Source organism: Psychrobacter sp. PL15, from assembly GCF_035984995.1.
Classification (GTDB): Bacteria; Pseudomonadota; Gammaproteobacteria; order Pseudomonadales; family Moraxellaceae; genus Psychrobacter.
On the sequence record NZ_JAXCIB010000005.1, the window covers coordinates 40845 to 64671 of the forward strand.

Here is a 23827-nt window from a genome sequence, read left to right on the forward strand (position 1 = left end):
TGTATTAATCATATTAGCGTTAACTATGATAACGATTGAGCAACTTATATCCCAAATTGAGCAGCGTCAGCCAGTATTGAATAAAACTGGGCTCAGCGCTGCCCAGTTGTGCTTGAGCCTAAACAGCGTCGGTAGCTTGACTGATGCCGAGCATACGCAGCTAACTTTTTTGGCTGACCCTCACTATATAGCCAGTCTTGCTAGTAGTCGGGCAGGAGCGGTGTTGGTTACTGAGCAATATTATGAGCAAGTACCAGAGGGGTCTTTGGCATTAGTAGTTGCAATGCCCTATCTGGCTTATGCTAGTGGTAGTCAGATGTTTGCCCGTCATTCGTCCGTCAGCGGTATTCATCCTACAGCAGTGATTGCCGATAGTGCAGTCATTGGCGAACAGGTTAGTATCGGGCCTTTTTGTGTGATTGGTGAACAGGTACACATTGGTGACCGTAGCTTTTTGGCTTCGCATGTGGTGATTGAGGCGCATACCAATATCGGTGCTGACTGTGTCTTTAAATCACAAGCAGTGGTAGGACATGATTGCATTATCGGTAATCATGTTCGGTTGCATGCTGGAGTGAGTATAGGAGCTGAAGGCTTTGGCTTTGCGCCAACGCGAAATCCTAGTGTTAGTGGTTGGGAGCGTATTGCTCAGCTTGGTCGGGTGATCATTGGTGACCATGTACGAATCGGTAGTAATACCTGTGTTGATCGCGGTGCGATTGAGGATACCGTGATAGGCAATCATGTTATTATCGACAACTTAGTACAGGTAGGACATAACGTCCATATCGGTGATGGTACGGCTATCGCGGCTAACACTGGTATCGCTGGCAGTACAACTATTGGCAAGCGTTGTATTATTGGTGGTGCTGTTGGAATCACGGGTCATATTAAGATCACAGACGATGTGACTTTGTCCGGTATGACCATGGTGACTAAGTCGATAAAAGTTGCTGGTTCATACTCTTCAGGAACAACCGCGATGCCAACAGCCAATTGGCGCCGAGCAGCAGTACGTTTCCGCCAATTGGGCCATAACTAGTTCTGTCAGGAATAGCCTTATTGCCCCTGAATAAAAAACGCACAACATAAAGTTATGCTATTAGCAATGTAGCATATTATTATCAAAAGCAAGCGATAGTAGCCTATAAACTAATAGCCTATAAATCAATAGTCTATAAAAATAGCAAGGAAGCTCCGTTATGAGCAGCACCGATCTCGATACTTTAAATGATGCAGACATCAAAACCTTATCTGAACAAGGTTTGACGTTACCGTTAACCTACCATACGCTTAAACATTATCTACCGCATCGCTATCCATTCATGCTGGTAGACAAGATTACAGCTTGCAAGCCTGGCGAATGCATCACTGGTATTAAGAACGTTACTATCAATGAAGAGTTTTTCAATGGGCATTTCCCTGGTGAGCCTATTATGCCTGGGGTGCTAATGGTAGAGTCTATGGCTCAAGTCTCAGGGGTGCTGGGTTTCATTAGTGCTGGACTGACCGCAGAAGACGGCTATTTATATTTATTTGCAGGTGTGGATAAAGTTCGCTTCAGACGACGGGTCATTCCTGGCGATCAACTGATAATCCGCGCAAAAACTGTGATGCAAAAGCGTGGTATTTATAAGTTTGATTGTACGGTACACGTCGAAGATGAGCTTGCCGCCAGCGCGCAAGTAATGATTGCTCGTCAAGAACAACCAAAGTCTGATCATCGATAATGCATAGCATTGCCTTTATTATCATAAATTGTGCTAAAGTTCAGAACTCATCACAATTTTACATAAAAGGTTAATATTACTGTCAGCAGTAGTCGTCAGACCGCTTAATCGTAGGTATTTTTAATCACAGGTATTTTGTTTTACCATTTACTCGCATTACATGATACAAAGGCCCGAATTATGAGTCAGATCCATCACACAGCACTCATCTCACCATCCGCTAAGATCGATGAAACTGCAATCATTGGACCCTACTGTATTGTCGGTGATGAGGTGACGATCGGTGCGCATACGATTTTGCATCGGCATGTAGTAGTGACAAAGCTCACTCGTATTGGTAAGCACAATCAATTTTATCAGTTCGCCAGTATCGGCGAAGACTCACAGGATTTAAAATATGCCGGCGAGCGAACTTGGCTGGAAATAGGCGATTACAATAATATTCGCGAGGCTTGTAGTCTGCATCGTGGGACATCACAGGACAGGGGCTTGACTAAGATTGGTAGTCATAATCTGCTGATGGTAAACACTCACATTGCTCACGATTGCCTAATTGGTGATCACAATGTATTGGCCAACAATGTCGGTATTGCAGGGCATGTTACTATCGGTGATCACACGATTATTGGTGGCAACTCGGGCATCCATCAGTTCTGTAAGATTGATGATTATAGCTTGGTAGGAGGAGCCAGTTTAATCTTAAAAGATGTCGCGGCTTTTACTATGGTATCGGGTAACCCAGCGCACGTGCATGGCCTTAATATAGAAGGGATGCGTCGTAAAGAATGGTCGCAACAAACTATTGATACTTTACGCCAAGCTTATCGTATTATTTTTAGATCTGGCTTAACGACGGTACAAGCACTTACGGTACTACAAGAAGAACTGTTACCGAAAGAACCTAAAATTCAGCTATTAATTGACTCTTTACAGCAGAGTAAACGTGGTGTTGTCCGCTAAAACTTACCCTCTTTACTCTTAACATATAAAAACATACGTTTCTCATTAAGCCATAACTATTTGTTATGGCTTTTTGTGTTTATGAACACTTGACTTTTTAAAGCGCTTAGCAGAAACTGATTATCTATAAAATTGTAAACAATTCTTTCTTAATGTTGCTAAGCATGTCACATTGTACAGTGTTAAATAGCTTCAGCGGTTAAGTACTATTTAAGATAACAATCTCTGACTACAGACAATATTAAAAAAAGTACAAGGACGGCAAAATGGCTATTAACAAACAAGATCATGCGCAGTGGAGCTCGAGCTTTGGCTTTGTACTCGCGGCAGTGGGATCAGCAGTTGGCTTAGGAAATATTTGGAAATTCCCCTACATGGTTGGGGAGAGTGGTGGTTCAGCCTTTGTTATCGCCTACCTATTTTGTATCGCATTGGTTGGTTTTCCCGTACTGGTTGCCGAGTGGTTGATCGGTCGCCGTGGACAGAAAAATCCTATCAATAGCTTTACGGATGTGGCGGTAAAAGAAGGCAAATCGCGCAGTTGGGGTATTATTGGTGCCACTGGTATTCTAGGTGGTTTTTTAATCCTATCCTTCTACAGTGTCATCGGTGGTTGGGCGCTCAACTATATTACTAAAGTAGGCACCGGTAGCTTTGCAGGACAAGATAGCGATGCCGTCGCCGCTACCTTTGATGCTATGCTAGCATCAGCTGGTACGTTGACTATCTGGCATACTATATTTATGATCGTTACCGCATTAATTGTGGGCATTGGTGTGACTCGCGGAATTGAGACTACTGCTAAGATTTTAATGCCATTATTAGGTATTATTCTATTTATTATCGTTGGTTATAACGTAGTAAATGGTGGTTTTGGTGAGGCAGTTAATTATTTGTTTGCTCCTGATCTGAGCAAATTAACAGGTGATGTTATGTTGGCGGCGTTAGGTCATGCCTTCTTCACGCTCTCTATTGGTATGGGTATCATGGTTGCTTACGGTTCATATTTAGGCCGTGAAGTAAACTTACTCAAAACAGCACGAACAGTTGTGATTTTAGATACAGTCATTGCTTTAGCTGCTGGCCTAGCTATTTTCCCGATTATCTTTAGCAATGGTCTCGATCCTGCTTCAGGTCCTGGGCTTATCTTTGTCAGCTTGCCGATTGCCTTTGGTAGCATGGCAGGCGGCGTTATTATTGGTACTTTATTCTTCTTGTTAATTACTTTTGCTGCAGTAACTTCATCGATATCATTACTTGAGCCTACAGTAGAGTTTTTAGAAGAGCGCACATCGATGGGTCGTACCATGTCGACTATTGCTGCTAGTACGGTAATTTGGTTATTAGGTATTGCCGCACTATTGTCGTTCAACCTATGGGCTGACTTTACGATCATGGGCAACGGTATATTTGACGCTCTAGATAAACTTACCAGCAAATTCTTGTTGCCATTGACTGGTCTTGCAGGAATCATCTTCTTTGCTTGGAAAATGGATCAAAATAGTATCCAGCAAGAGCTTGGCTTGTCTAATGGTGCTTGGAAGGTATGGCAGGTTGTCGCTAAGTTTGTAGCGCCAATCGCTGTGATCGTGGTTTTTGTCGCGACCTTAATTGGTTAAAACTGCTAACCTCATTGATTAACTTCAATAGATATGTGGAATAAAAAAGGGCTTAAGATATATCTTAAGCCCTTTTTTCATATCTATATTTAGTAAAATTAGCAATAAAAAGCGATTAGCGCAACGTTAACTCGGGAACTTCTTGTCCACGTTTAGTATAAAACTCAGTGACGAACTGATCGAAGCAATCTTGCTCAATAGCATCTCTGATACCTATCATTAAACGCTGGTAGTAGCGCAAATTATGAATGGTTCCTAACTGTGCAGCCAGCATCTCTTTACATTTATTAAGATGATACAAGTAAGCACGGCTAAAATTTTGACAGGTATAGCAATCGCATTCAGGATCTAACGAACCTTCATCATTACGATATTGGCTATTACGAATACGTACTATACCCACGTTATCCGCATTACCAGTGACAAAGTAATGACCATTACGAGCGTTACGAGTCGGCATAACACAGTCGAACATGTCTACCCCGCGGCGAACAGCTTCAACAATATCTTCAGGCTTACCGACCCCCATCAGGTAGCGTGGCTTATCTGCAGGCATGGCATCTGGGATATAGTCTAAGACTTCCATCATCTCATCTTTAGGCTCACCAACTGATAGGCCACCTATCGCATAGCCATCAAAGCCAATATTGAGTAAACCTTCAAGTGACTGTCGACGCAGGTCTTCATACATACCGCCTTGGATAATGCCAAATAAGGCATTGGTACTGCCAAGATTTTGATGTTCATCCAGGCAACGCTGCCCCCAACGTAGTGATAGCTCTAAAGATGTCTTTGCCTCATCATGAGTGGCTGGGTAGGGCGTACACTCATCAAACTGCATCACGATATCAGAATTCAGGCTGTACTGAATTTGCATGGATTTTTCAGGTGACAAGAACACCTTAGCGCCATCAATGGGTGATTTGAAATGTACGCCCTCTTCAGTAATTTTACGCATGGCACCTAAACTAAATACCTGAAATCCGCCTGAATCCGTCAAGATTGGTTTATCCCAATGCATGAATTTGTGCAGACCGCCAAACTTATCAATAATATCGGTACCCGGACGCAACCATAAATGAAAGGTATTACCCAAAATAATGTCAGCACCGATAGCTTCGATATCTCGGGGTAGCATGCCTTTGACCGTGCCGTAAGTACCAACGGGCATAAAGGCAGGGGTTTGTACCTCACCATGATTAAGGTGAACCGTGCCGCGGCGTGCTCGCGTTTCACCGCTGGCTGTTCTATGTAGAGTAAATTGCATATGATAGTCACTATCTAAGCTATGAAAATGGCGCTAATTATAGCATTGCTAGGTATTTTTTGGGTGCGGATGTTTAAAGTCTGCTGACTATGTTGAGTGTGTATCTCGTATTGCATTTAAATTCAAAGGCAGCGGATCAACCGTACTCATATAGTCAATCCAATTTAAAAACGACACAGGGCTGCTGTTATGGCTTTTTCGCAGCCTCTGTCACGCGTGCGAACAGCGAGCAAGAAAAATTTATACCAGTAGCACGTTGATACAAATGTAGCTATTTTATTTTGAACTAGCTATAGCAAACACTATGCTTTAATTTATACTGAAAAAGCACAGACAGTAGTGCCTAATGCCTGATAAAGTGTGAAGTAGATTAATAAGTCATTATTTTAATGGACAGCCTTATTAAAGGACTGCATTAGACAAAACGTTATTAAGATCAACCCGAATTTAGATCAACCTGACAATAACATCGTTATTCGTCTGCGGAGACAAATTATGAAGATTGTGCTGCCCATGTTAATCAGTAGTTTATTATGGATACCAGGAGTTGCTATGGCCACTGAAGAACCCAGTTATACAATTTTGACCCAAAGCGAAGACTTTGAACTGCGCCGTTACGATGCACAAATCGTCGCACAAACTTGGGTCACAGGCGATCAAGATGCTGCCAGTCGTCAAGGGTTTAAAACGCTAGCGGGCTACATTTTTGGTAACAATACGGCTGAAAATGGCAACAGCAGTAAAATTAGCATGACTGCTCCGGTGATGATGCAACCGCAACAGAAGACTACCGATAAAAGTGGCGATGACAAGGGTAACTCGCAAAAAATTGCTATGACGGCACCAGTAATGACGCAAAAAGCACAGCAGGGTAATGACCAGTGGCGAGTACAATTTATCATGCCTAGTAACTACACCATGCAAACGCTGCCCAAGCCAAATAACCCAGATATTACGATTACTGAGTTGCCGGTAAAAACTTATGCAGTAATTAAGTTCTCAGGATTAGCAGGTGCTAAAAAAGTCGCAGACAAAACCAAAAAATTGCAGTCATGGGTACAAAAGCAAGACTTAACGATTACAGGCACACCCGAGCTGGCACGTTACAATCCACCGTGGACTCTACCATTCATGCGTCGTAATGAGATTATGATTGCCTATCAGAAAAAGTGATTGTTCTTACTCACTTATATGATCAATAAAAAAGACAGCAAATGCTGTCTTTTTTATTGGTCTTTAAAACAGAAATGTTCTCAAGAATAAAATGGCCTAGCTGTTTTGCTCGCGAATGATGTTTAGCATCCGGCGTAAGGGTTCAGCGGCGCCCCATAACAGCTGATCACCAACCGTAAATGCACCTAAGTATTCACCGCCCATATTAAGCTTGCGTAGCCGGCCAATAGCAACGGTTAACGTGCCGGTAACGGCTACTGGCGTTAAACGGTTCATAGTCGCTTCTTTGTCATCTTCGACCACATCTAACCACTGGTTACTGCTGTTTTTTAGCGCCGCTTCGATTTCTTCTAATGGGATATCTTGCTTCAGCTTAATAGTTAAGCCTTGGGCATGACAGCGCATGGCACCAACACGTACGCACATCCCATCAATGGCGATGTTATTTTCTTGGTTATTACCAAGAATTTTATTGGTTTCAACACCACCTTTCCATTCTTCGCGTGATTGTTTGTTTTCTAGTTGTGAGTCGATATATGGAATTAAGCTACCTGCTAATGGCACACCAAAATATTGCTTAGGAAAATCAGCTGAACGTTGAGTTTGCGCAATTTTTTTATCAATTTCTAGTATCGCGCTGGCAGGATCAGCCAGTTCATCTTTTACAGCATCGTGTAGTATGCCCATACCATTAATTAGCTCGCGCATATTATTCGCACCTGAGCCGCTTGCCGCTTGATAAGTCATGGCACTGACCCATTCTACCCAGCCTCTGTTAAACAGCTCACCAATTGCCATCAGCATAAGTGATACCGTACAGTTACCACCGATAAAGTCTTTTTTGCCATTAGCAAGCGCGCTATCGATAACCTTACGATTGACAGGATCAAGAATGATAATACTATCCTCTTCCATCCGTAGCGTGCTCGCCGCATCAATCCAATAGCCATGCCAGCCACTGGCTCTTAATGGTTGATGTACTTTTTGGGTATAATCGCCACCTTGACAAGTGATAACCACATCACAAGCGGCTAGTGCCTTAATATCATGAGCATCTTTTAGTTGGCTTGCGTTAATGCCATCAAAACTTGGGGCATCGCCACCTGTATTGCTGGTCGAAAAAAACACCGGTGTCATTTTGTCAAAGTCATTTTCTTCACGCATACGTTGTATCAGTACCGATCCTACCATCCCGCGCCAGCCTACCAAGCCTACTGTCAAATTACTCATGAAACGTTATCCTATTTACAGTTGTTTATTGCTTTACCAACCAATGACAATGCCGTGAATAACCATAAAAAGCAAGGCGTTTTGAATAATTTTAGCCCGTTTTTAATCAATATTAACTATGTTTACCATAACTTTAGGTTATCAAACCACAAGGGTTTTGATCTGGTTAAAATGGTTGTTGAAGGATTGGACTACCTAGGTGGTTATTGTAATGTTTTGATGACAGCTCATACTAATCAAGGGCTAGCAGTAGGTGATTGGCGCGTGAAATGCTAAAGTAAGCATCAGCTGCTAAAATAGAGTTATTATAGTTTTGATTGTAATGCTTACGATTGGCTATAGATTCGGTAATTAACTTGACAATAGGTTTATAGATTTTATGGATTCTTCCCTACTATATTATGGCGTACAGCTGCTGGCAGGGCTGATTGCCTTTATAACAATTTGGGGCTGGCTACCATTGGATAACTGGTGGGTACGTAGCGTTGATTTTCCGCGTATCCAACTCTTGGTGCTTGGTATTATTGCGTGGTTCGCAATGCTGCTATTTTGGTCGCAGTGGCAGCTTGGGCAGTGGGCGTTATTTATTATCTTAAGCATGGCATTGGCCTTTCAGCTCAGAATGGTATTGCCTTACACCAAGCTATGGAAAAAGGAAGTACAGCACGCCAAAAAAAAACCAAAAGGGGAGGCAAATCACCTCAAAATTATGGTCTCTAATGTCCTTACCCCTAATAATAAAATGCAAGACTTGGTTGATCTGGTCGAACAAAAACAACCTGACATATTAATTACCCTCGAGAGTGACCAGAAATGGCAGGATGCGCTTACCCAAATTGAGCCCGATTACCCCTATACGGTCAAAGTACCGCTAGACAATCTATATGGTATGCATCTGTACTCTAAACTTGAGTTGATAGATCCGGAAGTCAAGTACTTAATTATTGATGATATCCCCTCTATCCATACTCAGTTACGGCTGCAAAGTGGCCGTATCATTTGGCTATATTGTCTACACCCGATGCCCCCAAGTCCAACAGAAGCGGATAAATCTACCACGCGTGATGCTGAACTGCTGATGGTTGGACGTCACATTAAAGAGCAAAGTCAGACTGCGATATTAGCCGGAGATCTTAACGATGTGGCTTGGTCAAAGACCACCCGTCGCTTTCAACGTATTTCAGGCTTGTTAGATCCACGTATTGGTCGGTATTTTGTCAATACTTTTCATGTCAATTACCCGTTGCTACGCTGGGCGTTAGACCATATCTTTCATAGTGCTTGCTTTACGGTAGTTGCTATTGAACGCTTACCCTCTGTTGGTTCTGATCATTTTCCGGTATTGACTACCTTACAATATGAGCCAGAACAAACCAGCAAACAGCAAGAAAACGCCCCGACGGCACAAGCTGAAGATATCGAAGAGACCGAAAATAAAATTAAAGAAGGTAAAAAAGAAGGATCTAAAGTCTCAAAAGATCGTGCGGAAAATCAGTAGTTTTAGTAAAAGTGGTCAATATAGGTGATAAGGTAGTGTCTGTAAGCAAATGCGTACATAAAATAGAGTCTTTAGCGTCTAGTAGCGCCACAGCGATTGCCATACAATACCCTCATCAACACAAGGATAGGCAAGGATGCAGTGTTGAGGCAGTAGCAATACAAGCACAGGTCAGCCCACTGTCTTATAGGTTACTGTTTATGACTTAGGATAAGTCGCCATGGAAGACAAGATAATAATAACAATATGAAACGCTAAAGCCCCGAGCCCATTGCCCTAGGTTCGGGGCTTTTCTTTGTGTGTAAATTGCTGATTTTAAAGGTCTGAGGTCATGAGTCATAATATTTGGTACATATTTTGGTACACATTTTGGTACATAGCTTGATCATTAATAATTTTTGTGTGGCTCTAGAGAATATAGTCAATGAAAAGTAATATCGATACATAACCTACTGCTGGCATACGTTTTTCTTGCTTGCTGTGCCTAGGCAGACAGAGGCTGCAAAAAGCTTATACCAGCAGTACTGTCGCGTTTTTAAGGTATTTTAACTATAGCAATATTGTCAGACTCAGTTAAGGCACTCAAATAAATCAGCTGCAATTCTGACTCATTTTTTACCCCATAAAAAGGGCATACGCGTTCACATATGCCCTTATCAACTCATTGCTATCAAACTAGGTTAACGCAGCGATAGCTATGTAACTTACGACGCCAGCACTTGAATATAAGCGCTAGTACGCAGCTCTTGTAACCAATCTTCTTTGGCCTGTGGTGCCAAGCGTTGATATAGCGCTTGGCGCGCCATATTACGGCGATACTGATCGCTCACATCAAACTGACGCTCGCCTTCTAGTTTAAGGATGTGCCAACCAAACTGAGTTTTAAATGGCGCAGAATAGTCACCGACTGTGGTGGCTTTCATTACTGCTTCAAAGGGACCGATCATATCATCTTCGCTGACCCAGTCAAGATCACCACCGCGTCCAGCAGAGCCCGGATCGTCTGAATAAGTGGCTGCTAGACCGGCAAAATCTGCTCCCTTACGTAGCTGATCATACAAGTCATTGATCTTTTGCTCCGCCAAGGCGTCAGTTTGCAACTCATCAACCTTGATCAAAATATGGCGAGTGTTCCACTGCGGTATAAGCATGGTATCGCTAGACTTTTTATTAGCCAGTTTAATAATATCGATGCCTTCAGGCGTTACTAACGGTGCACTGACAGCGCCCACTTCTAGCTTGGTAATTTCGCTTGATAACTCGGTAGGTAGGGCGGCGGCTTTATTAAAACCCATATCACCACCTTGCAACGGAATCGGGTAATTACCCTGAGCAGCGGCTACCGCCTCAGCGACATCCACATTCGGTACTTGCAAGCGAGTACGTAGTGTTAGGGCGACTTTGAGTGCTTCATCGCGTTGGGCGGGTGATAGACGGCTATAATCATCTATATAAGGCACTCGCACATGAATGGTCTGGTACTCGCTTTGGTTTAAGCGTTTGGCTTCAGGAGAGGCCAAAAACGCATCAATATCTTGTTCGCTAATGCGCACACGATTGGTAATCTGGCGTTGTTGCAAAGATTGAATGGCCGCATCTTCAATTAACTGCGCGCGCAGGCTGGCATACCTACCGACTTGGCTCGCATCTAGGCGCTGTTGTAAGGCGGCAATACTATCAAGACCTTCAGACTGAGCAATTTGAGCCAGGCGCTGATTGATAGCAGCTTCGTCAGGCTTGAGTCCGACACGATTAACCAATGACAGCTGTAGCTCACGTAAAATCAGCGCATTCAATACTTCAGACTGTAGCTGCGCTGAATTAGCAATAGGCTCGCCAGCCGCCTGCGCACGGGCTTGAGTTTGATTAACGGCATCGATCAAATCGCTTTTGAGAATGGCATTATCATTGACTAGTGCAATGATGCCATCTGTACTATTAGCAGGGGTTAGACGAGTACTGCTAACTTGGTCGGTAGCCGTATTGGCCGACACGTTTGCAGGTTTGACTGTCGCTGCTTGAGTACTGAAGCTAAGTACAAGGCCTGCGCCCATACCCATAGAAAACAGTACAGCACGGCTGGTTTGACGTAAAGAAAAAAATCTCATGAGGTTCCTCATCAATGACATTGCATTGGATGGTAGTTGGTCAACCATATCCACTATATTTTAATGATCATATACTAGATAGTTGTGTCCGCAATGGTATTACAACAAATAGTGCCACGTAAACAGCTAAACGAGTAATAGTTCGAGCTAACTTGCTTTGCCAGCTTATGTTATTGGATGGTTTACACCTAACAAATAGCTGGCTTTATAATCCTATCTATAAATACTTTACTAGTCTTTCCATGCAGTTTGAACTGGCTCAAAGCCAAGCACTTTATCAGAGAGTAAGCGTGTCAATCGGCTACTACCACTGCCCAGACCATTGAGTCTAATCTCTGCCATAATGGCTTGAGTAGGCTTGTCTTTAACATTTAAGTCATTGAAGTAACGGCGGCCATAAACCGCAAAACCGAAGCAGCAATCTTCATAATCAATACCGACTAGGGAGTCGAGCATTCTATTATTTTGATAATCATATTGACCTTGTGCGAGTACCCGCCAGTTATTATTTACAGGGAAAACAGCTGATGCGGTAAATGCCGATAACGCAAGTTGATTGGTATTGTCATCGCGTTGACGTTTAACAAATCCAACGTTAAATAAGCTGTTGTCTGTTGGCTGGTAACGCAGTTCAGTAGTGATGAAATTTAAATCGTAGCTGTTAGTAAGCGCGCCACTGACATCGACCCATACATTGTTATAAGGTTGGGTACTGACATCCCATACCATCCCAGAGGATGAGGTGTTAAATACTGGGGTTTGGCCTTCTAGAGTAACGCGACTCTCACCAAGATAGAACTGCTCCGCAATGCTACCATCAAAACGTGTCACACCCGTTGCGTCGATGTAACGATAGTTAATACCAGGGGTAAGCGAGTGCAAGTCTTGCAAGCGGTCATGCCCTAAAAACCAACTGTCTGAGAATAGCTGCTCGTAGTTAATAGAGGCAATACGGGAGTTAAAGTTAGGAATACCCTTTTGATCTTCAAATGGTGAGTAAATATATTTGAGGCGTGGGCTGAGTAGCTGATAGCCACCCATAGTATCGTCGAATGCTCCGAATGGTGAACCAGATTGGTATAGATTCAGTCCTGCATCGATGCTGGCTTGCGGTACAAATACTGATCGACTGCCGTCTTCTTCACTTAGCGAAAGAGCTGCCAAGCTGTCTTGGTCAAATGAGGTATATAAGTGTTGTAGGCTAAGCTGAGGTTTTACATAACCCCAGGCTTTTTCCACTGGGTAAGCGGCGCTGATTTTGTTATAAAGGCGTGCGCCACTTTTTTCAGCTTCTGAGCCATCATCGATAGACTTTTTAAAATAAGCAGAATCACTGGTACCGGTAATGTCTATGCTTTTCAACCAGGGTAGGCGGTAGTTCAACTCTAATTGTGGCAAACGCGAGTAGGGCTTATCCTTATCTTGTAACGGCTGACCGATGCTATTAAAGGCATCAAGGGTCTGGAACGTTTCAACTTTTAGCTCCCCATCGACATAATCATTATAGTAGTTGAGACGGGCGCGCCGTGGCAGATTTAAGGTGTTGTCTGACAGACCTAGCGTGTCAAAGTCATTGAGATAGTCGGAGTCTGATACATAGCTGTATTTGGCGTCAGCGCTTAGGCGCGGAATGCTTTTTGATGCCCATGAGTAATCATAAAAAAGGCTGCTGCGGTCTTCGCCATCAAACTCCTTGTCGTTGGGTAAATATGAGCCACTAACAATGCCTTTACCGTATTGTTCTGTTAAATAGCGAAACTCGCCTGAAAGCATTGGGTTGCGACTGGTATAAACATGCGTGTTGATTGTAGCATCGTAGTTGGGCGCTATATTCAAATAATAAGGAACATCGATCTCAAGACCACTTTCACTACCAATGCTAGCGCTAGGTAACAAAAATCCGCTACTGCGTCGACTGTCTATCGGGAAGTTAAAATAAGGCAAATACAGTATGGGAATATCAGCGATACGGAAGGTAGTATTATAAGCCTTACCACGGCCACTATCAGTGTCTAAATCAATACTTGAAGCCTCAAGTTGCCACTTGCGATCGGTGGGTGGACAGGTGCTAAACATTACCTGATCAAGCTCAACTTGACTGTCATTAGGACGATTAAGGCGTTTGGCGTAGCCATGCGCTTGCAATGGCACACTGGCAAAGGCCACGTTATAGGCAGTCGACTGACCCGTTTCAGTACTATAAGCCAGGCTATCCGCTACCCCAATTAGACCGCCTTGCGAGGCTTTTTCGGTAATGGACGCTTGATCATTATTTGGGGTCTTGCCTTTGCCAGTGGCTTGGTCAGTAAACAGTACTTTACCCTCTGCGCTAGCTACGCCAGTGCTTAAATCTAAGAGAATTTTCTCTGCTTCAATATGCTGGGTGCCTTGGTCAATGATGACGTTACCTGATAATTCGGCATAGTCGACGTTATCATAATAGCCATAATCGGACTCGGCAAACAGTGCTGCTTGGCTATTGGGAGTAGCGCTTAAATCATTAGGGGCTTGTCCGTTGTTCGCATTGGCTTCATTGACAGCGCGCTGATAATTAGGGTTGCTCTTTGGAGATACCCATTGACCTTCACAGCGCAGACTGCTGTCTGCCATACGCGGTAATAAATCCAGATCTTTTCCAAGCGGGCGCACAGGCTGACTGGCCATGGTAGGCTGTAGAGCATTGTTTGATCCGGATGGCGTGTTATTAGTACTGCTATCTATAGTGTTATCGGCAGTATTTGGTTTAGAAGCGTCAGAATCGGGGGTAAGCTCATAAAATTCTGCCAAGCGCATGAGACTGTCTTGAATGCTTTCATCATTGACATTCAGGCGACTGCTATCCAGCGCCGGCTTAGTGATTGCCTCAGTTATCGCCTCATTGCGCGCCTGTACTTGTATAGTGCCGCTATTAGTAGAGTTAGTATCAGTAGCGTTATTTTCACTACCAACATCATCGCTGTTTAGCAACCGTATGGTAGTATTCTCAGTGATTTCAGTCATGTTACTGCTGATGCTGGTACTATCATCTAGAAACGGCTCGGTCGTCTGTATGTCAGCATTTGCTGCAACAGCCGCACTCACAGTCAATCCTAATGCACCAAATAAAATTAGACGTATGCTTTGGTAGAGCGGAGAATATAACAAGGGCACACCTATGATTGCAGAGCCTAGGGGGTCGCGGTATTTAGTTTGTTAGTACTATTTAGCCAGTAATTTTTGATCAGTCATGCTATTTAATCCAGTAATCGTTAGTGACAAATAAGATTGTCAGTGTCGCAAAGGAGCGTAAAATACTGGAGCAGCACCGTAAACGGGTTTAGTCCATCATATACTGGTCTATTAATAGACAATTCTGCGATCACTATACGATAATATGGCTTTAGATATTCGCTCATATCACAACTATCAACGACTTATCATAGTCAAAAAAAACCAAATCAGCTACACTATTCATCAAATTTTATGGTGTAGCAAGGCGTTTTTTTAAATCCATGCTCAGTGCCAAGCATTAAACCATATAATACAACAGCCAGTATGAATAAAATCGCTCACCATTTTAGCAAGTATTGGCCTGAATTATCACTACTTTAGTTGTTTACCACTGATATTTAACCTGCGATACTCTTATATGATAAATAATAATATGACAGATAAAACACCTTCAACAACTCACTTGACTGCCAACACCCGTAAGCAGCAGTTAGAGAAATGGCTACAGCAAATATTTGTCAATCAAGATTTTACACTTGATAGCCTGCCCGGTGATGCCAGTGCCCGTCAATATCACCGTATTCAGTTGTCAAACAGTAATAATGACAGCATTGAGCGCTATATTGTCATGGATTCTGCTGATGAACAAGAAGCGTTGCAGCAATTTATCAATGTTGGTAAATTAATGTCACCCGCAATCAATGTGCCGGATTTTATCGCCCAAGATTTAGAACAAGGGTTTTTGGTGCTACAAGATTTCGGCACGATAGAATTTGCTCATCTACTGATCGACGCGACTCCGACGCAAGTGAATAACTATTATCAATTGGCAATGCACACGCTACTCGCATTACAGAAGTTACCAGTAGCGACAGCCAAGACCCAGCATCAATTACCAGATTATGATACGGCGCTGTTAACTCGCGAGATGGACTTATTTAGCGATTGGTTTATACCGTATATTGGCGTAAATATTGATAAAATACTGTGGGAAAACCTAAAAGAAGCGTTAATAGCAGAAATTCTAACGCAGCCACAAGTGATCGTCCATCGTGATTACCACAGTCGCAATCTGATGCAAGATCAGGCAGCGCACTCACGTTTAGGCGTGATTGACTTTCAAGATGCGGTGATTGGTGCGTACAGTTATGATTTAGTATCACTGGTGCGTGATGCCTATGTGGAATGGCCCGAGCGACAGGTAACACATTGGATCTATGATTTTTGGCAATTACAGCAGCAGTCTGAACTGCAAACAGTGAGTAGCGCAGCACAGCTGGAAAATGACGTCAATGTCATGGGCGTACAGCGGCATCTAAAAGTTTTGGGTATTTTTGTCCGCTTATATGAGCGTGATGGCAAGAGTCGTTATCTGGCTGATATTCCCAAAGTTATGCGCGATTTGATGTTTGAGCTGGAGTGGCTCGCTGCTCATGGCAGTGATAATATGCAGCAGGCGGCATTGCCATTTAATGTATGGATACAAGATAGGATTCTGCCAGCCTATCAGCTTAAGTTTGCGCAGCAATATATTTAGCTATTTTTGTTGAAGTTATATTGACTGAATAAGTGGTTATAAAACATCAATAGCTACAACCCCTCTTTAGAAAGGAATGAGTATGTCCGCACTAACGCAAGCAATGATTTTGGCTGCTGGCAAGGGAACGCGCCTGCGTCCGCTAACCCTTGAAACCCCCAAACCTCTAGTCGAAGTGGGCGGACAGCCACTGATTGTCTGGCACATTAAGGCGCTACAAGCGGTAGGTATTACTGATATCACTATTAATGCCTCATGGCTTGCCAACAAGTTAATGGACACTTTAGGTGATGGTTCGCAATATGGCGTGACGCTGCATTGGTCGTCAGAAAATGATGAGCCGTTAGAGACTGCAGGTGGTATTTTTCAGGCGCTACAAACAGGCAAGCTACAAGATGCACCATTTATCCTAGTTAATTCTGATGTGTGGACAACGTTTGACTTTGCACAATTACAGGATTATACCTTAGGGGCAGATCAGCGCGCCCATTTATTTCTTATTGACAATCCAGAACACAATAATGGCGGCGACTTCGCGGTGAATAATGGCTTGGCAAGTGAGCATGCTGTTGGTGACGCTGATAAATATACTTTCGCAGGGCTTAGCGTTATGTCGCCGCGATTGCTTGATGGCCTAGTACCAGGACAGCCAGCTGCCCTCGCACCATTATTGAAGCAAGCGATGATGAGGTTTCAAGTGACTGCAGAAGTCATCAAAGACCACTGGATCGACGTGGGCACGGAAGAGCGCTTAACGCAGGTCAATCACTTTATTGAGACTAAAGGGGTAGGCGACCATCGTGGTGTTTAGCCTTTTTTAAAACAAAGTTAAGAAACAAAGCTTGCAGAGATAAAGCTATTAAATCAAAAATGCAGCGCTGATAATTTTTCAGCGCTGCATTTTTGTTATTATTGATTAAAATCAGTTAGAGCCAGTTACAGCCAATCAAAACTAGATACAGATCTAAACACCCATTGCCAGCTTAATCAGTTGGGCAATAATAAAGATAGTCAAAAAACCTACTAAATATAAGCCGATAAACCATGCCCATTGTGTTTGTTTTTTACTGAGCTTTTTCATGATGACCTCTTAGTTATCGTTAATCCCTTGTAAGTTTTCAGTAGCAACTATGCTTGGTAGCATTACGTTTATTTAGGATTAACTGTAGCTTGTTGAACTGAGCTGCCGCAATGATTGGCGGCAGCTACTATAATTCTTAGCGCTCAAAATAATATTTATACTACCTACTACCTACTACCTACTACCTAGTACATAGGCTTATGGTCCGATTTACCTTTAAAAGTATAATAGGCAAAAGCGGTATAGCTTAAAATTATCGGTAGCATAATACCCGCGCCAATCAACATAAATGATAGTGAGGTATCAGCCGCAGCGGCTTCATAAATAGTCATTTGATACGGCACAATATATGGGAACATAGCATAACAGACGCCAATATAACCCATTAGAAACAACGCCACCGTCAATAAAAAAGGACGATACTCGCGCTCAGTGGTTAAGTCTTTACGCATCACAAAGAACAGTAACAGCACAATAATGGGCATAGGTGCTATGTACAACACGCCTGGCAGACTGAACCAACCTTCGATTGCTTTGATATCTGAAAAGTACATAAATGCCGTTACTACCACCATCGCTAATACCAGCGCTGATAGTATCCAGCCTGATATTTTCCGTGCCCAAACTTGTAGCTTGTGCTCAGTTTTGATGATGAGCCATGTGGATCCGAGTAGCGCATAGCCGATAACAAGGGCAACACCGCAGACCATAGCGAACGGTGTGACCCAATCAAAGGGTCCCCCTGAATATAAACGATTACTGGCCTGTAAGCCCTGTACTAGTGCACCCAACATAACCCCTTGAGAGAAGGCGGCAATGACTGAGCCTGCAAAGAAGAAAAAGTCCCATACATAGCGCCGTGACGTGGCTTTGAAGCGAAACTCGAACGCCACTCCGCGTAGGATAAGACCAAATAACATTAAAGTGACCGGCAGATATAGCCCCGTCATAATGATGCCATAAGCAACGGGGAAAGCTGCAAACAAACCGCCGCCGCCTAGCACCAACCAAGTCTCATTACCATCCCAGAACGGTGCGATAGAGTTCATCATCCGGCTACGGTTCTTATCAGAGCCTGCAAACGGGAATAAGATGCCGCAGCCTAAATCAAAGCCATCGAGTAGGACATAAACAAAAACAGCCAAAGCAACTAAGCCACCCCAAATCAAGGGTAAGTCTAATACATCACCATAGTTAAACATTAGCGTAACCCTCCATCATCTTTGTCATTCGCAGGCTGGTCAAGATCTTCAGTTGACTCTTTTTTCATGTCATCACTGGCTTCACTATTACCACTTAAGGTAAGGCCTTGGCCTTCGGTGACAGAGTTTTCATAGTAGTTATCTTTCGTAGGATCTAGGTACGGTTTAGGTCCTTGAGCAATCAAGCGTAGGATATAAAAGGTACCGGCGCCAAAGACGAAGATGTACATTACAATAAAGCCAATCAGGGTCGTTGCAACTTGCTGTGCCGCAATTGGTGACATACTTTCAGCAGTGCGGATTACGCCATATACTGTCCAAGGCTGACGGCCGGTTTCGGTAACAAACCAACCCGCGAGTAGAGCGATGAATCCGAGCGGCGTCATCATCATCCATAAGCGGTGAAACCATTTGCTTTCAGGACTGAATTGTTGCTTTTTAAAGTATTTATAAGCACTGAATATACCCACGAGCAACATTAACATGCCAATACTAACCATGACCCGGAATGACCAGAACACAATAGGAACGTACGGCCGGTCTTCTGGTGCAAAACTTTTGAGACCTTTTACTTCGCCATCTAACGAATGCGTTAGGATCAAACCTGATAGGTAAGGAATTTTAACTTCGTAATGGTTCTTTTCGGCTTTTTGATCTGGAATACCGAATAACACCAGTGGCGCCCCGCGTTCATTCTCCCAAAGACCTTCCATTGCCGCTACTTTTGCCGGCTGATGCTCGAGGGTATTAAGCCCATGCATATCACCGATAAATATTTGTACTGGCGCAACGAATATGGCCATAACCATCGCCATACTTAACATGACTCGGCCATGCTTGCGGTGTTCGATGTGTTTTTTAGATTGAATATAATAAGCACCGATACCACCGATAACAAAGGCAGTGGTCAAGAATGCTGCAGTCATCATATGGGCGTAACGATAAGGGAATGAGGGGTTAAAGATGATTTTGAGCCAGTCGGTTGGATACAATAGACCATCTGCACCGATCATAAAGCCTTGTGGTGTTTGCATGAAGCTGTTGGCAGATAAGATCCAAAATCCTGAGATGAGGGTACCAATAGCCACAATCGCAGTCGATGCAAAGTGCATACGCTTGCTGACTCGTCCCCAACCAAAGAGCATGATGCCTAAGAATGAGGCTTCTAAGAAAAATGCAGTCAGGACTTCGTAGGCCAATAGTGGCCCTAAGACGTTACCCGCCTTGTCAGCGAATACCGCCCAGTTAGTCCCAAACTGGTAGGACATGACCACACCTGAGACAGTACCCATCCCAAAGACCACAGCGAATATTTTTATCCATTGCTTATAGACTTCAGCATAAATGGCTTCGCCTGTTCTAAGCCAGCGAAATTCAATCACAGTCAAAAAGCTGGCAAGTCCGATAGAAAATGCGGGGAAGACAATATGAAAGGAGATAACGAATGCAAATTGAATACGCGCAAGCATCAGCGCATCAAGCTGGTCGATCATAAACGTAGCGAACATAAACGGTTACCTTTATCTGTTAGCTGTGTGGCGCTAGCTTCCATGATACGCTTAAGTAACTGTCCGTAACTGATGTAGTGAATACGCTATATTTGCGATGCGGTATCTGCCGAGTTTGTCACACCTGTCTTGATAGTCTAGGTATAACTGACATTCGGTTGTCTGGTTTCGCTACTAAATATGGTATTAACGCTAGTAAAAGTTTTACGGGCAATAGCCAATTGTTGTTTGTCTGCAAATGGTATTTAGCCGAGGATTATTTAGCTAAAGTGAATAATCTATGTCCTTATAAATTACAAATCATTCGTCTGTTTAATTAAAGGTTAAGTGAAATTAACGTTCGTGTATTATGCGCTTCCTCAAGTGGGCGTGCAACAAAGGTCTTATAATCAATTCGTACGTACCAGTCACGAATCCGTCAGTCATTACTTATTTAAATAAACTTTGCAGCCATTTAATAAGTAGGGGATTGTTTAACTGTATTTATCAATAACGATATTTGCTGAGCCTATCATCACTGTTAAAAATCACTATGCTCAAGCACCTAACACTAGGTTTTTAAATTCAGGTTTTATAATTTAGCTCTAGCTTATTATCGGCGTCTGGGGCTATATCTGCGTTCAAGATTATAGTCCCAGAATTTATCAAATATTGTAAATCTATTGTTGCTATTCCTTGCTTTGAGATGTTTGCATTTTTAAGTGTGTGTAAGGATTGATCACAAAAACAGCGCTTATATCCGCTGAGGTTAATAAGGCGCGTGCTGTCAAAGTTATCGTTACTAGCTCCTTAACGTCTCGTTTAACGCGAGCTTTGTAGCTGTTGATGCAAAATACGCCGTAAGGTTAGAATGGTCTGTGGATTGGCTTGAATACTATGACCCCCATTGATAATGGTTTCAGATGCGGCACCATCGAGATGGGCGCTAGTATAAGGCACGATACCGTCGGATAACCGTGCGGTTAACGCTTGGCTGATGTCTTCATTAACGGTTACTGCCGCCACCAGTGGCTGATTGGGTAACGCGCTCATGTCAGTGCTATTAGTCGCGCTGTCGCCTATAATCTTACTATCTTCTGGTAACGCTTGAGACAAATCAATTTTCGCCCCATTCGGCTGCATTTGCGCCAAGCCTCTGGTGATATCTGCATCGTTATTAGCAATGATCGAGTGATAAGTAATGCGGTCGTTGATAGTGATGTCTTTGGTTAGTTGAATAAATGATGATTTATTACTCAACTGGCTAGCGCCATTTTGTAAGTATAGAGCCCCTAACGGATTCTGTGCCAAATCACCTTGAGTGGCGATAGTCGCTAAGTTATCAGTGACTGTTTTTACCAAACTTATTGGTAGATAAATAATACGACGCAGGGCGCGAGTAAACCAGCGATCAGCATAGTCGGTACCTCGGAATGGCGCGGATAAAAATACAGCGGTATCGACTTGTGGTAAGGTCTTAAGCTCAAAGCGTTTGCCTAGATCTGCTTTACCAAATTCTTGTTTTAGCATGGCATCGATTTGACGCCTATTACTGGACAGCATGCTTTGATCGTCTAATGCATCGAGATTTTGGGTCAAGTTATCATCAGATAGCATCATACGAGCGATAATGGCCCCCATACTATGGCTAACAATAACACTGTTCTTGCTGGCACGATTCTTCCCGCTAGGGTCTGTTTGCTGATAAGCAGCTTTAAGTAATTCTTGAATCTGATAGCGATTTTCTAAAATAGGCAAGTTAGTAGGGTAGAAAATTTGCCATACTTGATAGTTATCACGCAGCTTGTCATCATTAAAAATATCGTTGGTCAAATTAACCCAAGTCGCCGGGCTCGATGCCAAACCATGTAACATGACAATCACTCGCTTATCAGGGTCATAGGGCTCTAACATAAATAGTTTGGGTAAGCTGGCTTGTTGCTGGCGGGTCAAAAGGTTTAAATAGCCCACGCCGTCAAGTTGGTTTTCCGCCAGCCACAGGCCATAACCTGCTGAGAAATTAGCCGCAAGGGGATAGTCATTACCCAATATATTGACATTCTCGCTGCGGTAGGGGTTGTATAAATGAATGCCGAGCTGCTTACTACTGAGTACATCGAGGACGCTATCGCCGGTAGGCTTAATCAGACCGGTCATTAACAAATGGCCTGTAGGATAGATACGTGCGCTGGCTTCGCTGTCATCCATGCTGCCATTGGTCGTCTCTTTACCGAGTCTGCCTGAGAGCGTTGAGATTAGTAGCTGGCGAATAGTTGTCGTATAGCGGTCATCTAACGAAGCCACCAAGCTCACACCCAAACCAGGGCGTTTGCTAACCGAGTTCAAGCCAGAGAGACGTAACTCATAAGTTGATACCAAATCTACTAGCGCAGAAGTTTGCTTATTAGCATTCTGCAGATAGTTGTTTTCGTTTGGTAGATAAACATTAAGATTGTACTTATCCACTTGCATGGCCATAACCTTAATTTGGTCGGTGGGCTTGCCAGCAAGCGGGGAGCGATTAGCGATAGCGGCTTTATTATCCTCGTCTAGGGCAGCCGTGGTTGACAAGTAGTTGATTTTGCCATCGCCTAGCAGCTTATGTGAGTTATCAGCTGAGTCATAAAGTTGGGTAATAACATCGTTACTGGCGGCGTTATAGATGTCTTGGGTTTGGATGTCAATATCACTTGGTATGCGATTTTGCTGAGCTGAGCGGCGGCTGTCTAAATCTGCTCCTTCAAAATCATGATCTAAACTGTCATAAAATAGATAGGTATAACTGTATTTAACGGCATTAAATAGTCGCCCCTGATAGCCAACCAAACACTGATCGGTATTTTGTTGTTGGTTGTTTGCTTGAGTAGGGGTTAATGGGGCGTTGGCATAATAAGGGTCAATTGGTGGACGTGAGAGCGCATCACGGCAATCTTGCGATTTTGCCAACTCGCGTGCTTTGGCATAGTGTAATTCTGCAAAAATGGCCAGCGCTGGGCGATAATGCTCATTGAGCATGCTGTCACTGAGCTGCGCTAAGCACAAGTCGAATTGCTGCATACATGCCTGTTCATTAAGACCGGCTGATAACAAGGTTGAGGCGGTATCGCTACTGAGTTTATTGTCAGTAACGATATTGCCACGCTGAGCAGAAATAGTCTTTGCCGAGGCTTGCCTATCCACTGAGATTGTACTGCAGGCTGGCAGTAGCACTATTACTCCTACTAAAGCGAACAGGGGGGCGATAGCAGTGAGTTTTCTATTAGCGTGCGCCGCTAGGGCTATGACAAGTCTGGCAAACGTCATCGGGGTTCTCATTAAAGAATAGTTAAGAATTAGCAATCAGCATGTTATTGACACATACAAAAGTGTAGCTGAACTTTGGTGATGGTACTGTTTTATTTGAGCTATTTTATTTGAGCTATTTTATTTGAGCTTTGTTACTTACAAGCTATAGTCAATGAAAAGTAATATCGATACATAACATACAGCTGGCATACGTTTTTCTTGCTTGCTGTGTCTACGCAGACAGAGGCTGCAAAAAGCTTATGCCAGCAGTACCGTCGCGTTTTTAAGGTGTTTTAACTATATATTAAGGATGAGGTTTGGCTAGATAAATGGGTGAGTGGACGAATAGCTATTAGCACACCCACAAAAAAGCGCGTTCGTTTTGTATTGACATTAAATCAATACAAAACGAACGCGCTCATGGTTTCAATCTCAGAATG

The 23827-nt window shown here is 43.3% G+C and carries 16 protein-coding genes; 9 read left to right on the forward strand and 7 right to left on the reverse strand.

Annotated elements, in window-relative coordinates; translation table 11 throughout:
* Window positions 1–25 precede the first annotated feature (25 nt).
* The 4 genes from lpxD to RCH20_RS05870 all read left to right on the forward strand — a co-directional run bounded on the left by lpxD (window position 26) and on the right by RCH20_RS05870 (window position 4309).
* Window positions 26–1042, forward strand: a complete 1017-nt coding sequence (lpxD, locus tag RCH20_RS05855) for a UDP-3-O-(3-hydroxymyristoyl)glucosamine N-acyltransferase (RefSeq protein WP_327192924.1) — start codon at window positions 26–28, stop codon at window positions 1040–1042.
* Between the two features lie 160 nt (window positions 1043–1202).
* Window positions 1203–1730, forward strand: coding sequence for a 3-hydroxyacyl-ACP dehydratase FabZ (gene fabZ, locus RCH20_RS05860; protein WP_209958077.1), 528 nt, complete (start codon window positions 1203–1205; stop codon window positions 1728–1730).
* A gap of 180 nt (window positions 1731–1910) precedes the next feature.
* Complete coding sequence (gene lpxA, locus RCH20_RS05865) at window positions 1911–2690, forward strand: acyl-ACP--UDP-N-acetylglucosamine O-acyltransferase (protein WP_209958075.1); 780 nt, start codon at window positions 1911–1913, stop codon at window positions 2688–2690.
* A gap of 266 nt (window positions 2691–2956) precedes the next feature.
* Window positions 2957–4309: a sodium-dependent transporter gene (locus RCH20_RS05870; protein WP_209958072.1), complete on the forward strand. Its 1353-nt coding sequence runs from the start codon at window positions 2957–2959 to the stop codon at window positions 4307–4309.
* A gap of 115 nt (window positions 4310–4424) precedes the next feature.
* On the opposite strand, the gene tgt is transcribed toward RCH20_RS05870, so the two are convergent.
* Window positions 4425–5576 carry a tRNA guanosine(34) transglycosylase Tgt gene (gene tgt, locus RCH20_RS05875; RefSeq protein ID WP_327192925.1) on the reverse strand — a complete coding sequence of 384 codons (1152 nt, stop codon included), beginning with the start codon at window positions 5574–5576 and terminating at the stop codon, window positions 4425–4427.
* Between the two features lie 552 nt (window positions 5577–6128).
* Here tgt and RCH20_RS05880 point away from each other — a divergent pair.
* Window positions 6129–6749, forward strand: coding sequence for an SOUL family heme-binding protein (locus RCH20_RS05880; protein WP_327192926.1), 621 nt, complete (start codon window positions 6129–6131; stop codon window positions 6747–6749).
* A gap of 96 nt (window positions 6750–6845) precedes the next feature.
* Here the strand turns inward: RCH20_RS05880 and asd are convergent, their stop codons facing one another.
* The gene (gene asd / locus RCH20_RS05885; RefSeq protein WP_209959190.1) at window positions 6846–7970 is read right to left on the reverse strand and encodes an aspartate-semialdehyde dehydrogenase; all 1125 of its coding nucleotides are present in this window, start codon (window positions 7968–7970) and stop codon (window positions 6846–6848) included.
* Window positions 7971–8033: 63 nt separating this feature from the next.
* On the opposite strand from asd, the gene RCH20_RS05890 reads away from it, so the two are divergent.
* Entirely contained in the window at window positions 8034–8255 is a 222-nt protein-coding gene (locus tag RCH20_RS05890; protein WP_327192927.1) for a hypothetical protein, read from the forward strand.
* 103 nt (window positions 8256–8358) lie between these two features.
* The gene (locus RCH20_RS05895) at window positions 8359–9477 is read left to right on the forward strand and encodes an endonuclease/exonuclease/phosphatase family protein (protein ID WP_209958065.1); all 1119 of its coding nucleotides are present in this window, start codon (window positions 8359–8361) and stop codon (window positions 9475–9477) included.
* Window positions 9478–10181: 704 nt separating this feature from the next.
* Here the strand turns inward: RCH20_RS05895 and RCH20_RS05900 are convergent.
* A complete protein-coding gene (locus RCH20_RS05900; RefSeq protein WP_327192928.1) occupies window positions 10182–11585 on the reverse strand; it encodes a peptidylprolyl isomerase in 1404 nt (467 codons plus the stop codon).
* A gap of 231 nt (window positions 11586–11816) precedes the next feature.
* Window positions 11817–14729: an LPS-assembly protein LptD gene (locus tag RCH20_RS05905; RefSeq protein ID WP_442793102.1), complete on the reverse strand. Its 2913-nt coding sequence runs from the start codon at window positions 14727–14729 to the stop codon at window positions 11817–11819.
* 499 nt (window positions 14730–15228) lie between these two features.
* Here RCH20_RS05905 and RCH20_RS05910 point away from each other — a divergent pair, with 499 nt between their 5' ends.
* Together RCH20_RS05910 and murU are read left to right on the forward strand one after the other, a co-directional pair.
* A complete protein-coding gene (locus RCH20_RS05910) occupies window positions 15229–16332 on the forward strand; it encodes an aminoglycoside phosphotransferase family protein (protein ID WP_327192930.1) in 1104 nt (367 codons plus the stop codon).
* 82 nt (window positions 16333–16414) lie between these two features.
* On the forward strand, window positions 16415–17143 hold the full coding sequence (murU, locus tag RCH20_RS05915; protein WP_327192931.1) for an N-acetylmuramate alpha-1-phosphate uridylyltransferase MurU: 729 nt from the start codon (window positions 16415–16417) through the stop codon (window positions 17141–17143).
* Between the two features lie 455 nt (window positions 17144–17598).
* Here murU and cydB read toward each other — a convergent pair whose 3' ends face one another.
* The 3 genes from cydB to RCH20_RS05930 all read right to left on the reverse strand — a co-directional run bounded on the left by cydB (window position 17599) and on the right by RCH20_RS05930 (window position 23405).
* Window positions 17599–18615: a cytochrome d ubiquinol oxidase subunit II gene (cydB, locus tag RCH20_RS05920; RefSeq protein ID WP_209958055.1), complete on the reverse strand. Its 1017-nt coding sequence runs from the start codon at window positions 18613–18615 to the stop codon at window positions 17599–17601.
* On the reverse strand, window positions 18615–20123 hold the full coding sequence (locus RCH20_RS05925; RefSeq protein WP_442793103.1) for a cytochrome ubiquinol oxidase subunit I: 1509 nt from the start codon (window positions 20121–20123) through the stop codon (window positions 18615–18617). The genes cydB and RCH20_RS05925 overlap by 1 nt, the downstream gene beginning before the upstream one ends.
* Window positions 20124–20924: 801 nt before the next feature.
* On the reverse strand, window positions 20925–23405 hold the full coding sequence (locus RCH20_RS05930) for an esterase/lipase family protein (protein WP_327192932.1): 2481 nt from the start codon (window positions 23403–23405) through the stop codon (window positions 20925–20927).
* Between the last annotated feature and the right edge of the window lie 422 nt (window positions 23406–23827).

Coding starts and splice junctions, on each gene's coding strand:
- RCH20_RS05900 (WP_327192928.1), bottom strand. CDS start 11,585: ATGAGATTTTTTTCTTTACGTCAAACCAGCCGTGCTGTACTGTTTTCT.
- cydB (WP_209958055.1), bottom strand. CDS start 18,615: ATGTTTAACTATGGTGATGTATTAGACTTACCCTTGATTTGGGGTGGC.
- RCH20_RS05910 (WP_327192930.1), top strand. CDS start 15,229: ATGACAGATAAAACACCTTCAACAACTCACTTGACTGCCAACACCCGT.
- RCH20_RS05880 (WP_327192926.1), top strand. CDS start 6,129: ATGGCCACTGAAGAACCCAGTTATACAATTTTGACCCAAAGCGAAGAC.
- fabZ (WP_209958077.1), top strand. CDS start 1,203: ATGAGCAGCACCGATCTCGATACTTTAAATGATGCAGACATCAAAACC.
- lpxA (WP_209958075.1), top strand. CDS start 1,911: ATGAGTCAGATCCATCACACAGCACTCATCTCACCATCCGCTAAGATC.
- RCH20_RS05930 (WP_327192932.1), bottom strand. CDS start 23,405: ATGACGTTTGCCAGACTTGTCATAGCCCTAGCGGCGCACGCTAATAGA.
- murU (WP_327192931.1), top strand. CDS start 16,415: ATGTCCGCACTAACGCAAGCAATGATTTTGGCTGCTGGCAAGGGAACG.
- RCH20_RS05895 (WP_209958065.1), top strand. CDS start 8,359: ATGGATTCTTCCCTACTATATTATGGCGTACAGCTGCTGGCAGGGCTG.
- lpxD (WP_327192924.1), top strand. CDS start 26: ATGATAACGATTGAGCAACTTATATCCCAAATTGAGCAGCGTCAGCCA.
- RCH20_RS05925 (WP_442793103.1), bottom strand. CDS start 20,123: ATGTTCGCTACGTTTATGATCGACCAGCTTGATGCGCTGATGCTTGCG.
- tgt (WP_327192925.1), bottom strand. CDS start 5,576: ATGCAATTTACTCTACATAGAACAGCCAGCGGTGAAACGCGAGCACGC.
- RCH20_RS05870 (WP_209958072.1), top strand. CDS start 2,957: ATGGCTATTAACAAACAAGATCATGCGCAGTGGAGCTCGAGCTTTGGC.